The 12,833-nt window shown below is 40.2% G+C and carries 12 protein-coding genes; 3 read left to right on the forward strand and 9 right to left on the reverse strand.

The features are described from left to right. Positions 1–274 precede the first annotated feature (274 nt). The gene (gene gorA / locus A3GE_RS0105535) at positions 275–1,648 is read left to right on the forward strand and encodes a glutathione-disulfide reductase (protein WP_018356272.1); all 1,374 of its coding nucleotides are present in this window, start codon (positions 275–277) and stop codon (positions 1,646–1,648) included. A 91-nt stretch (positions 1,649–1,739) separates the two neighbouring features. Here gorA and A3GE_RS0105540 read toward each other — a convergent pair whose 3' ends face one another. From A3GE_RS0105540 to murQ, 3 genes are all read right to left on the reverse strand, one after another. Further along, positions 1,740–2,549 carry a class II glutamine amidotransferase gene (locus A3GE_RS0105540; RefSeq protein ID WP_018356273.1) on the reverse strand — a complete coding sequence of 270 codons (810 nt, stop codon included), beginning with the start codon at positions 2,547–2,549 and terminating at the stop codon, positions 1,740–1,742. A gap of 130 nt (positions 2,550–2,679) precedes the next feature. Beyond that, complete coding sequence (locus A3GE_RS0105545) at positions 2,680–3,063, reverse strand: cytochrome b562 (protein ID WP_018356274.1); 384 nt, start codon at positions 3,061–3,063, stop codon at positions 2,680–2,682. A 124-nt stretch (positions 3,064–3,187) separates the two neighbouring features. Continuing rightward, positions 3,188–4,099: an N-acetylmuramic acid 6-phosphate etherase gene (gene murQ / locus A3GE_RS0105550; protein ID WP_018356275.1), complete on the reverse strand. Its 912-nt coding sequence runs from the start codon at positions 4,097–4,099 to the stop codon at positions 3,188–3,190. A gap of 301 nt (positions 4,100–4,400) precedes the next feature. On the opposite strand from murQ, the gene A3GE_RS0105555 reads away from it, so the two are divergent. Further along, the gene (locus tag A3GE_RS0105555) at positions 4,401–5,816 is read left to right on the forward strand and encodes a glucose/sorbosone family PQQ-dependent dehydrogenase (protein ID WP_018356276.1); all 1,416 of its coding nucleotides are present in this window, start codon (positions 4,401–4,403) and stop codon (positions 5,814–5,816) included. A 114-nt stretch (positions 5,817–5,930) separates the two neighbouring features. Here A3GE_RS0105555 and A3GE_RS0105560 read toward each other — a convergent pair whose 3' ends face one another. The 5 genes from A3GE_RS0105560 to eno form a co-directional block, all read right to left on the reverse strand. After that, positions 5,931–7,112, reverse strand: coding sequence for a glutathionylspermidine synthase family protein (locus A3GE_RS0105560; protein WP_018356277.1), 1,182 nt, complete (start codon positions 7,110–7,112; stop codon positions 5,931–5,933). A 1-nt stretch (position 7,113) separates the two neighbouring features. Continuing rightward, on the reverse strand, positions 7,114–7,725 hold the full coding sequence (locus tag A3GE_RS0105565; RefSeq protein WP_026215405.1) for a hypothetical protein: 612 nt from the start codon (positions 7,723–7,725) through the stop codon (positions 7,114–7,116). Positions 7,726–7,727: 2 nt separating this feature from the next. Continuing rightward, positions 7,728–8,432 carry an HAD-IA family hydrolase gene (locus A3GE_RS0105570; RefSeq protein ID WP_018356279.1) on the reverse strand — a complete coding sequence of 235 codons (705 nt, stop codon included), beginning with the start codon at positions 8,430–8,432 and terminating at the stop codon, positions 7,728–7,730. Next, positions 8,433–8,852 (reverse strand): DUF2251 domain-containing protein, encoded by a 420-nt coding sequence (locus tag A3GE_RS0105575; protein ID WP_018356280.1) that lies wholly within the window; start codon positions 8,850–8,852, stop codon positions 8,433–8,435. A gap of 82 nt (positions 8,853–8,934) precedes the next feature. Next, the gene (eno, locus tag A3GE_RS0105580) at positions 8,935–10,245 is read right to left on the reverse strand and encodes a phosphopyruvate hydratase (protein WP_018356281.1); all 1,311 of its coding nucleotides are present in this window, start codon (positions 10,243–10,245) and stop codon (positions 8,935–8,937) included. Between the two features lie 219 nt (positions 10,246–10,464). Between eno and A3GE_RS0105585 the strand changes: the two genes are divergently transcribed. After that, on the forward strand, positions 10,465–11,367 hold the full coding sequence (locus tag A3GE_RS0105585; RefSeq protein ID WP_018356282.1) for a glycerophosphodiester phosphodiesterase family protein: 903 nt from the start codon (positions 10,465–10,467) through the stop codon (positions 11,365–11,367). A 66-nt stretch (positions 11,368–11,433) separates the two neighbouring features. On the opposite strand, the gene purB is transcribed toward A3GE_RS0105585, so the two are convergent. Further along, positions 11,434–12,801 carry an adenylosuccinate lyase gene (gene purB / locus A3GE_RS0105590; RefSeq protein ID WP_018356283.1) on the reverse strand — a complete coding sequence of 456 codons (1,368 nt, stop codon included), beginning with the start codon at positions 12,799–12,801 and terminating at the stop codon, positions 11,434–11,436. Positions 12,802–12,833 lie beyond the last annotated feature (32 nt).

Consider the following 12,833-nt stretch of genomic DNA (forward strand, 5'->3'; position numbering starts at 1 on the left):
CCTTAAACAGCTCTAATATTTTCAAAATACGGTAGGTTTCGACATACATAATAAAATTTTCTACTAAATAGTTAATTCAATGGAGATTGTAGAGTTTCCAAGTTATTAGGCCTTGCAACTACTACATAATAACGTGGAGGTGTCAAAATACGATAAAAAATGATCGCACTTTTATTTTGATATAGACATTTCCAATTATACTAATTTATAGCTTTATTTATGAAATTTCGGCAGAATGTAGAAAATTTTTATATTCGGAATAAAGGATAAAATGATGACTAAACATTATGATTATATTGCTATCGGTGGTGGCAGTGGTGGCATTGCTTCAATTAATCGTGCGGCAAGCTATGGCAAAAAATGTGCGATTATAGAAGCGAAATATTTAGGCGGAACTTGTGTAAATGTGGGCTGTGTGCCGAAGAAAGTAATGTTTTATGGAGCACAGATTGCAGAAGCCATTAATCATTATGCGCCGGATTATGGTTTTAATGTGGATGTGAAAAAATTTGATTTTGAGAAACTCATTGAAAGTCGTCAGGCGTATATCAGCCGTATTCACACTTCTTACAATAATGTGTTAGCGAAGAATAATGTTGATGTGATTAATGGATTTGGGAAATTTGTTGATACACATACTATTGAAGTCTCGTTAGCGGACGGTTCGGTCGAACGTATAACAGCTGATCATATCCTGATTGCAACAGGGGGAAGACCTTTCCGCCCTCATTCTGTAAAAGGGCAAGAATATGGCATTGATTCAGACGGTTTCTTTGCGTTAAAAGCATTACCAAAACGTGTTGCGATTATCGGGGCAGGATATATTGCGGTAGAGATTGCGGGAGTATTAAATAGTCTTGGCTCGGAAACTCATTTAGTGGTACGTCGCCACGCACCGATGCGTAATCAAGATCCGTTAATTGTTGAAACTTTACTTGAAGTGCTGGAGCAAGACGGTATTGCTTTACATAAACATACAACGGTTCAGGAAATCGTTAAAAATGCAGATGATTCTCTCACAGTAAAATTTGATCACGAACGTAGCGTGACGGTAGATTGTGTAATCTGGGCGGCAGGTCGTGAACCGGCAACGGATAAAATCGGCTTAGAGAATGCCGGAGTAGAAACGAACGAACGAGGTTATATCAAAGTCGATAAATATCAAAATACCAATGTGAAAGGCATTTATGCTGTGGGCGATATTATTGAGGGTGGGATTGAATTAACACCGGTTGCCGTCGCTGCAGGTCGTCGTTTATCCGAGCGTTTATTCAATAATAAACCTAATGAGCACTTGGATTACAATCTTGTGCCTACCGTTGTATTTAGCCATCCTCCGATTGGCACTATCGGTTTAACTGAGCCACAAGCCATTGAACAATACGGCGAAGGAAATGTGAAAGTGTATAAATCCTCCTTTACTGCGATGTACACGGCTGTTACTCAGCATCGTCAACCTTGTAGAATGAAATTAGTGTGTGTAGGAAAAAATGAAAAAATTGTCGGCTTGCATGGAATTGGATATGGTGTTGATGAAATGATTCAAGGTTTTGCTGTGGCAATCAAAATGGGTGCAACAAGGGCAGATTTTGATAATACGGTAGCGATTCACCCGACCGGTTCGGAGGAATTCGTTACAATGCGTTAATTTTATCGAGAACAATAAAAAGTGCGGTTAATTTTAACCGCACTTTTTGTTTTTGAAGCGTGAACGGGTTGATGTAACTCCAACGGGTATGTTATAGAGTTCCATCGTCAGTTGCTTCTTTTGCTACGCCGATGATTTCTGCCACTTTATCCCCTTCTTTGAAAAAGACGAAACCGCCGTTTTCCATTTTGGTCCAAGATTCATCTTTGGTTAGAGGAAAGGTAGTGATGATGGTAACTTTATCTCCATCTTTGGCATAATCGTTAAAATCAATTACCCCCTCATCATCAATACGGTGAGCTTTACCAAAAGGCGCTTTCCGAGTGAGATAATGCAAATTGGTTGCACAGTGGGCGATCATCCATTCACCATTAGAAAGGATAAAATTAAATGTACCATGTGTCGCCAATTTTTGGGTGATATCTTGAATCGCTTCAAAAATTTGCATTTCTGACGGTTTTTTACGAAAACGATTTTTTAAATATTCAGCCATGTAACAAAATGCAGCTTCAGAATCTGTTGAACCTATTGGTTGGCAGAAACTCTCGGACATATCCGGTAAATCTTTCAAATTACCATTATGTGCAAACACCCAATTTTCACCCCAAATTTCGCGAATAAAAGGATGGGTATTTTCAATATTTACTTCACCTTGTGTAGCTTTACGAATGTGTGCAATCACATTAAGTGATTTTATTTGATATTGTTTTACACAATCGGCGATAGGAGAATCGGAGGCAGGGCGATTATCTCGGAAAATCCGTACTCCCCGTCCTTCAAAAAAAGCGATACCGAAACCGTCGGAATGACGTCCTGTTAAGCCTGCCCGGCGACGGAAACCTTCAAAAGAAAACACGATATCTGTTGGAGTGTTACAGTTCATGCCAAGTAATTGACACATAAAACCCTTCTAAAATATAACTAAATGAATAACCCTATAAGAGGGGTAGATTTAACACCATTATAGGGTTGATTTCAAGAGAGATAAGGGAGGATTTTTAGACAAAAATATTACATAAAATAGCGTAAAATTATTTATACAATTTGTGATACATTGTTCTTAGCTCAGGTAGCTCGCTGAGCTTTTCTTTAGCCTCATTTAATTTATTCTGTTTCGCCAGAACCGAGGCTTCCGTTGCAACGTCAATGACTTTTTGTAACCCTTGTTGATAGCCTGAAAATTGTGATGTATCTCCGTTCCATTTAGGCGGAACGGTCGCTTTGGATTTTTCTGCTGCGTCAATAAATTTTGCCATGCTGTCTTGAAATTCTTCAGAAGAATTTGCACGGTTAGCAAAATTTAAACGTTGCGCCATAATGGTCATTTCATCACGAAGATTGACAAGTTCTTCTGATGAAGCAAAAGTAGAGGTAGCAGTGATTGCAATAGCAATAAATGTAAGAAGTTTTTTCATAGTATGTTCCGATTTTGTTCCTATATAGAATTGATAACGTTATTTAAAAATCAATATGATAAATAACAAGACAGATTTTATCCTATCAGTAAAAATGCGGTCAAATTTAACCGCACTTTCCGTTTTATTTTGCCAAAGCTTTCCGCAAATGCCCTTTTTCTTTGTCTAATAATGCCTGGGCTTCATTTTTATCTAAGCCGCTTAAAATCATCATGATCGCCAATTTTGCGTTTTGTTCGGCAAGAATAAGGTTTTTTTCTGCGATGGTTTTATCACAATCGGTTGCTTGCATTACTATTCTAATAGCGCGAGCTTTAAGCTTTTCATTACTGGCTTGCACGTCCACCATTAAATTTTCATAGCATTTACTCAGTAAAATCATCGATGCGGTAGTTAGCATATTGAGTACTAATTTTTGAGCAGTACCTGATTTTAAACGGCTAGAGCCGGTCAGTATTTCTGCGCCGACGACGGTATCAATGGCAATATCGGCGATTTGAGCCATTGCCGAATGTGGATTGCTGGCAATAGAGATCGTTATCGCACCTAACTGTTTAGCATAATTTAAGGCGCTTAAAACATAAGGCGTACGCCCACTGGCGGCAATGCCGACCAAAACATCTTGAGCTGAAAATTTGATTGCGCATAAATCGTCAATTGCTGCGGTTTGATTATCTTCAGCGCCTTCTACAGGATAGCGAATAGCAACTTCACCACCTGCAATAATTCCTTTTACCATCTCATTGCTGACACCAAAAGTCGGCGGACATTCAGAGGCATCGAGAACACCTAAACGTCCGCTTGTGCCGGCACCTATATATATCAATCTTCCACCCTGCTGAAATGCAGTGACAATCGTTTCCACTGCTTGTGCGATTTGAGGTAATATCCGTTCAATGGCAAGGGGAACTTGGCGATCCTCTTGGTTCATTAAGGTGACAATTTCTAAGGCAGAAAGCTGATCGATATTCATAGAACGTGGATTACGCTGTTCGGTAATTAAGGTTGAAAGCGTTTGCAAGAGTTGTTCGTTCATAAGTGTTCCGATTGAAATAGTTAGGATAGAAACTCGTGTATTATGTTTTACTCATTTTATACATTTCGATGAATAAAAGAAAACGATGAAAGTAATCGTTATTGGGGCTACCTATGTGACGAGGAAAGTGCGGGTTTACTTGGCGGACGATACATACAGTAAAATCCGTATTTACTAGGAAAAACCTTATTAATCCTGTCACTTACAAATTAAAAAGGTGGGCTTACCCTCACTTACTTTCCTACATAAAAGTATGCTACCATCCGCCCGTTTTACGTTCACTTATAAAAAGGAAATCTTTATGAAAAAGACCGCACTTTCCCTTGCATTAGGGCTAATCACATCGACTTTTGTTTTTGCTAAAGCCGGCGACATATTTAATACCCAACAATCAGAACCATTCAGCGGTAAAGTATTGGTGGAAGGTTTGCAAAGCCCTTGGGATATGGCGATCGACCGCAACGGGCAGCTTTGGGTCACGGAAGTGGGCGGAAATATTTTGTTGGTGGATGCGGAAACGGGAAAACATCAGGTGATTCATCATTTTGATGATGTGGTGAATGGTGGTCAGCAGCAAGGTTTGTTGGGCTTGACGCTTGATCCGAATTTTCTATCCGGCAACGGTGAAAACGTACTTTATGCAGCTTATGCCTATAAAGGAAAAGACGGGCAAGAGTATACTAAAATCGTCAAGCTCACCTTAGATAAAATCGCCCGTAAAGTAGAAAAAACAGATATTGTGCTGGATCACTTGGCTTCTTTTACCGATCACCAAGGCGGTCGCTTACGTTTAGGACCGGATGGAAAATTGTACTACACCATCGGCAACCAAGGTGCAAACCAATATTCCCGTACTTGTTATGCGGATCGTGCGCAACGCTTACCGACTCAACAAGAAGTGGATAACAAAGACTTTGCCGCTTATGAAGGCAAAACCTTGCGTTTCAATGTTGATGGCTCGATTCCCGAAGATAATCCGGTTATTAACGGCGTGAGAAGCCATGTTTATACCTATGGACACCGCAATCCACAAGGTATTGTATTCGTGGGTGATAAATTATTCCAAGAAGAACAAGGACCGGGTTCGGATGATGAGGTGAATTTATTAGAAGCGGGGGCTAACTATGGTTGGCCGTATGTGGCAGGTTATCCCGATAACCAAAATTACGTTTATACCAGCTATGCTACGGCAGAAAAATGTAATACCCTACCGGAAACTATCGGCGATACGAAATTTGAAACCTCTGGCGGTGCTGCGCCGAATAAAATGGTGGCACAAAAAGAAACCGACTTTAAACAGGAAGAAAATTATCGCAATCCGTTAAAAACTTTCTTCACGGTGCGTAACGGACATAATATGTTCGATCCGAATTGTCCTGATTCCAGTTATTTATGTTGGCCGACTGCGGCACTCTCGAGTATTACTTATTACCCGAAAGATGGCAAAGTGAAAGAATGGCGCAATTCTATTTTAGTGTCAGGGCTAAAAAGTGGTGGAATTTACCGTATGCCATTGAATGGTAACAGCGATGATGTACAAGGTGAACTCTATAAACATTTCACCAGTCCAAGTCGCTACCGCAATGTAGAAGTCAATCAAGACGGCAGTAAAATTTACGTGATGACCGATACTGCAGGAGCCTCACTTGGATTAGACGGCAAACAAAATATGCAGATGCAAAATTCAGGTGCAATTTTGGTGTTTGAGGCTAAGTAGGAAAGATAGGGCATGTAGATTGACACAATTACATGCCCTTTAATATATTTTTTAATAATGTTCAGACATATGAGAAACCAGCACATTCCATTATTTTGTTTGTATTAGCTTAAGCTATGGTACAAAATAGTGCGGCACAAAATGACTATCGTTTCCTGTCACAGCTGTGAAATCCTCACGTAACCCCATACCACAAGCCACATCACCGATGACCCAAGAACCAATGACCGGATACATCCCGTAAAAATTAGGCAGTTCAAATTTTTGTTGGTAAATATAGCCTGATGTATCATAGAAGGCCGAATGTTCACTCCCTTTAGCGGCAAATTCTACGCCATTACTTTTTTCATAATAGAATAGGTTAGCCCCTTCTCGACCAAGCATCGGTTTTTTTACCCAGATTGTGTTGCGATCGGTAATATCGAATTTGTTAAAATAAGCCGGCAGTAAATTCGGGTGGTTCGGATAACGTTGCCATAATTTTGCGAGTAATGCTTTGTTACTTAATAACATTTTCCAAGCAGGCTCAATAAAGTGTGTGTTCGCAGTAGGGACATATTGGGCAAATTCTGCACCGCTTAACCATTCCAAAGGGTAAAGTTTGAAAAGCATCTCAATAGGCGCATCGTTTAAATCGACAAATTCTTTACCTTCCTTGTTATAGCCAATGTCTTCCACCGCAAGTTGGTGGATATTCCAGCCTGCATTGTAAGCAACGTCTGCGAGATAATCTACATTTCCCCAATCTTCCCGACCGGCTTCTTGCATTGCACTGAAATAGAAATCGTTTTTTCCGCTTTGCTGTTTGAGAAAGGTGAAATGTTTAAGTAATTCTTCGTGAATCCAATTAAATTGATCACGATGTTGCAAACCTTCAATTTGTTCTAACCATTGCCATTGTACAACGGCAGCCTCCAGTAAAGAGGTGGGCGTATCGGCGTTGTATTCAAACATTTTTAAATTTTCACCATCATAGCCAAAATCAAAACGTCCGTATAAATAGGGTGCTTGCTTGCGCCACGAGTTTTCAATTAATTGTTTTTGCAAATCGGTAAAACGATAATGGGCATAATCACCTTGTCTGATTTCATCGGCGACAAAATCTAAACACATTGTGTGCAATTCATTTGTTGTATCTTCAATCCGATCAATCTCCGCTAAGGTAAATTCATAAGCGACATTATCCGACCAATAATGAGAACCGTCACTGGAAGGCAAATTGTAATAATCAAATCCGACATCAAGCAGTTGTTGCACCATATCGGGACGGGTTGGAAAACCGGTTATGCGTTTCATTTTAACCTCCGCTACTACGGTTTGAATTGCTTGGGCTGCTAAAACCGCCTCGTGAAACCGGTTTGCTGTTCATACTTCCTGCATTGCCTTTTACGAGCATTGGTTTGCCTACGGAACGGTTGGTTTGAGGCTGGATGACTTGCCCGCTTGGGGTGGAGACGGCACGATTACTTGGATGATAGCTCGGACCTAAAAAGTTACTAATGGCACGGGCTGCTATATATCCCATCACACCACCGGCAACCGCTGCGCCTAAGGAAGGATCGCTACTTTCAGCATTAGCAGTGGTTTCCCCGTTTACATTGTTGGATTCAGATGCTGCAGGATTGTTTTGGTTGGCGTTTTGCCATTCACCATTGACGGCATTGGCATTTTCACTGTTATTGCGTAAACCTAAACCGGAGAGAGAAGCGCTGTTTTGTTGTGCCTGAGTATTCACATTAGTCGGTGCTGCTTGTGCATTTTTGTCTGCTTCGCATAACTCAATTTTTTTCCAATCGGCGAGGCAATCTTCAAGGGAATGGTACACATCCCGTTGTACTTCTTCTTCCGAACAGCCACCAAGTAATGCGACAATGGAAAGAGTAACGAGAATTTGGTTTTTCTTTTTCATATTCATAGTAATAAGAGTTTAGTTAAGTTGTTGATTTCTAAAGTAGGTAAAAGAGTTGCTTGTGGAAAATCAATGAGATGTTTATCCGATAAATTAATCCACACCGCTTGGCAACCTGCTTGAATCGCCCCTTGTACATCTGTCGTTAAGTTATCGCCCACATGCAAAATTTCTTGTGGCGAAACATTAAAATAGTGTGCGGTTTGTTGGAACAGATCTTCATGAGGTTTCGCCCTGCCATGTTCGCCACCACGTAAAATAAGGTCAAATTGTGATAATCCAATACGTAAAGGATCCACATTGCCATTGGTGATGGCACAGAGTTTATAGCCTGTTTTTAAATGATTTAATACCCTTAGCGTGTCTTGGGGAACATCAATTTGATGTCGCCAATGTAAAAATTCATTCATTGAGCGTGCTAAAGTGCGGTCAATTTCAACCGCACTTTTTCCCTGTGCATTTAAAAATTGGTGTAATGCTTCTTTTCTCCACTCTGTTACATCTTCGCTTAAAAGAGGATTTTCTTGTGCAACACGTTCTTTCCAATCCAACCACTCTGTTTCAAACGTTGGGCATTGAGTTAGGTCTTGCGTGAATTGCACAAAGCGTGAAACAGCGGTGCGAATCACATCATGGTTATCATAGAGAGTGTCGTCCAAATCAAAGCTAATGACTTTGAAAGGCTGAAGATTGCGATAAAATTTCATTTATTTGATGGTTTTTACGCCAAGCCATTGCTCGGCTTTATCGTTGCTGAGTTGTTCTCGTGTCCACATACTCATTAAATTCGGTTGTGGATATTTATTGCTGTTATAACCGACTAAGCGAGCAAAATCAAATACTGCGTGTGGATAACCGTTAATTAAGAGCAGGGCTAAATAGCCGTTTTTATCCCAACAAATTTCCAATTTACGGGCTTCGTGGTGATTTGAGGTGGAATCCACATTGTAAACGTGCAATACATCCACAATCGGTTGACCGTTTTGACGCATATCAAGTGCGTAAAAATAACCGGTTTCACCATCATCTTCAAACATCACTGCAAGATGATCATGCACGGTTGAATGAGTCCCTACTTGTTTTGGCTGACCGAGAAAGAGTTCGTCTTCAAGGGTTAAATGTAACATTTTCTTTCCTTAAAAATTCAATAGAAAAACACCGCACTTTCTTCCAAAAGTGCGGTGCGATTCAGTTTAAACCAACCGAAGATTATGCTTGACCTTTAACTGCTTTTAAACCTGGGAATGCAGCCGGCGTACCCGCACGTTCTAATGCTTCTTCAATACGGATTAATTGGTTGTATTTTGCAATACGGTCAGAACGGCTCATAGAACCGGTTTTGATTTGACCTGCTGCCGTACCTACCGCTAAATCTGCGATAGTCGCATCTTCAGTTTCACCTGAACGGTGAGAGATGACCGCAGTGTAGCCCGCATCTTTCGCCATTTTGATTGCGGCAAGCGTTTCTGTTAAAGAACCGATTTGGTTGAATTTGATTAAGATTGAGTTTGCGATACCTTTTTCGATACCTTCTTTTAAGATTTTGGTGTTTGTTACGAATAAGTCATCACCGACTAATTGCACTTTGTCACCTAATACTTTAGTTTGGTATGCGAAACCGTTCCAGTCAGATTCATCTTGACCGTCTTCAATAGAAACAATCGGATATTGTTTGCAAAGCTCTTCAAGATAATGAGTGAACTCTTCAGAAGTGAATGAGCGACCTTCGCCTTTCATTTCATATTTGCCGGTTTCTTTGTTATAGAACTCAGAAGAGGCACAGTCCATCGCTAAGGTCACATCTTTACCTAATTCATAACCGGCTTTTTCTACGGCTTCTTTGATACAAGCCAAGGCATCTGCGTTAGACGCAAGATTTGGTGCAAAACCACCTTCGTCACCAACAGCCGTGCTCATGCCTTTTGCTTTTAATACTTTTGCAAGATTGTGGAATACTTCCGCACCGATACGAAGTGCTTCACGTAATGTTTTCGCACCAACCGGTTGAATCATAAATTCTTGAATATCAACATTGTTATCTGCGTGCTCACCACCGTTGATGATGTTCATCATTGGTAATGGCATAGAATAGACGCCCGGCGTACCGTTGAGTTCCGCAATGTAAGCATACAGCGGTAAGCCTTTAGATGCTGCGGCTGCTTTAGCATTTGCTAATGAAACCGCTAAGATTGCATTTGCACCAAAGTTAGATTTGTTTTCTGTACCGTCTAAGTCGATCATGATTTGGTCGATCTCAGCTTGGTTTAAAGCATTTTTACCCACTAATGCTTCAGCAATCGGACCATTTACTGCCGCCACCGCTTTTAATACACCTTTACCTAGGAAACGTGATTTATCGCCATCGCGTAATTCTAATGCTTCACGAGAACCGGTTGAAGCACCTGATGGCGCAGCAGCAAGACCCACGAAACCACCTTCTAAATGAACTTCTGCTTCTACAGTTGGGTTACCGCGTGAGTCGATGATTTCACGACCAATCACTTTAACGATTTTTGCCATTTTAGCTTTCCTCTATTTAAGATTAACATTAAAAGATACTGGGGCATATATTAGAATGAATTTTAAAGTTTGTCTCTTAAAAAATATGATATTGATGAATAAACACTATAAATACAACAAAAACGAAACAATCTTGATACAAGTTTGAGTCATTTGATTGTCACAAATCTTTTTTAGAATAAATTGAGTGATATATCACTTAATTTATGGGAGATTCTTATGTTTATTTATCGAATTTTATTTGCCACATTGGTAATTACATTAATACCGAAAATATTGCTCGCAACCGAATCATCTTTTTCAAGTGTTTCTCAACAGTTACAATTAATTGCTCATCGTGCAGGAAAAGACGATGCGCCGGAGAATACTTCATTTGCCATTAATGAGGCGCTGAAAAATAAAGCGGATGCAATTTGGATCTCCATTCAACTGTCAAAAGATCACATTCCTGTTCTATATCGTCCTCAGGATTTATCGGCGAATACTAATGCTAAAGGTTTTGTTTCAGAATATTCTGCGGCTGAATTAAAAAAATTGGATGCGGCATATTATTTCAAACCGAATGATGGTTATCCCTATCGTAATAAAGATATTGGTATTCCCAGTTTAGATGATATTTTAATGTCTTATCCGGAAACCTTTTTCTATTTGGATCTAAAATCGCCCGATGCCGATCCTATAAGCATGAAAAATTCTTTGTTACAAGTACTGACCAAAAATAAGGCGTTTAACAGAGTGAGAGTGTACTCTACAAACAAGGCATTCACAGAGATTTTATCGCCGGAAATAGCGACTTTTGCTACACGGGATCTTACTCGACAATATTTAGTCGAAACGGCATTAAACAGTAATCATTGTCCGACACCATTAAAAGAGGAATATTGGCATGGATTTGAACTTTATCGAAAAGTTAAAGTGGTTGAAACCTTTACATTAGGGGAAGGGGTAAGTGAAGCGGTATTAGCTTGGTCACCGGAAGATATAAAATGTTTTAAACAAAAACCTCAGCATATTATTTTATTCGGTATAAAAACAAAAGAAGACTTGGAGCTGGCGAATAAATTAGGTGTTGATGGTGTGATGGTTGATTCTCCTAAATACTTTTCTTCTTTGGCTCATTAATACTCTGTTATTCATAAGTGCGGTCAAAATTCTCATAGAATTTTGACCGCACTTTATTGTGTCAAATTAGAGCTTTTCTACCAGATCAACTGCCGCTCCGATATAAGTAGCAGGGGTGAGTTGTTGTAAACGGGCTTTTTCTTCAGCCGGAATCTCCAATTTTTCTACAAATTCGCGCATGGCTTGCTCGTCCACACGCTTGCCTCGCGTTAATTCTTTCAGTTTTTCATACGGTTTTTCAATACCATAACGGCGCATAACGGTTTGAATCGGCTCTGCCAGTACTTCCCAGTTTTGATTGAGTTCATCACGTAAATGTTGTTCATTTACTTCTAATTTGCTGATACCTTTTCGGGTCGCTGCATAAGCGATTAAGCAATAGCCCACGCCCACACCAAGATTACGCAACACGGTGGAATCCGTTAAATCCCGTTGCCAACGAGAAATAGGGAGCTTTTGTCCTAAGTGGGTCATCACAGCATTGGCAAGACCAAGATTGCCCTCGGAGTTTTCAAAGTCAATCGGGTTCACTTTATGCGGCATAGTGGAAGAACCGATTTCGCCGGCAATGGTGCGTTGTTTGAAGTGATTTAACGCAATATAGCCCCAAAGATCACGGTCGAAATCAACAATAATGGTATTGAAACGCACGATAGCATCAAAATATTCGGCGATGTAATCATGAGGTTCGATTTGCGTAGTGTAGGGATTCCAGTTCAAACCCAGTGAGGTAACAAATTCTTCGCTGAATTTATGCCAATCAAGGTTTGGATAAGCGGAGAGGTGTGCGTTATAGTTACCCACCGCACCATTGATTTTGCCGAGAATCTCATTTTGTTGCAGTTGTTTGAATTGGCGACGTAAACGATAGACCACATTCGCCATTTCTTTTCCGACAGTTGTTGGAGAAGCCGGTTGACCGTGCGTGCGAGAAAGCAATGGGATTGTTTTATATTCGTTTGCAAGGCGGGTGATTTCATCAATGAGTTTTTGCCATTCCGGTAAAATCACGCTATCACGCGCTGTTTTTAGCATTAAGGCGTGAGAAAGATTGTTAATGTCTTCGGAGGTGCAGGCAAAATGGATAAATTCTGAAACCTTTGCCAGTTCCGGCAACGCTTCGCTTTTTTCTTTTAAAAAATATTCCACCGCTTTTACATCGTGGTTGGTGGTGCGTTCGATTTCTTTAATGCGTTCGGCATCTTTTAAACTAAATTCACTGACAATTTTATCTAGGTAATCGTTTGCTTCTTTAGACAGCATAGATACTTCAGGAATTTCGGCAGTCGCTGCTAATTTTTGTAACCAACGAACCTCAACGGTAACGCGGAATTTAAGTAAACCGAATTCGCTAAAAATATCGCGAAGTGCGGTCGTTTTATCTTGATAACGACCATCAATTGGGGAAATCGCAGTAAGTGCGGAAAGTTGCATAAAATACTCCGGTGTATTAAGGAATGTTGATA

Source organism: Rodentibacter pneumotropicus DSM 21403 (genome assembly GCF_000379905.1).
Lineage (GTDB): Bacteria > Pseudomonadota > Gammaproteobacteria > Enterobacterales > Pasteurellaceae > Rodentibacter > Rodentibacter pneumotropicus.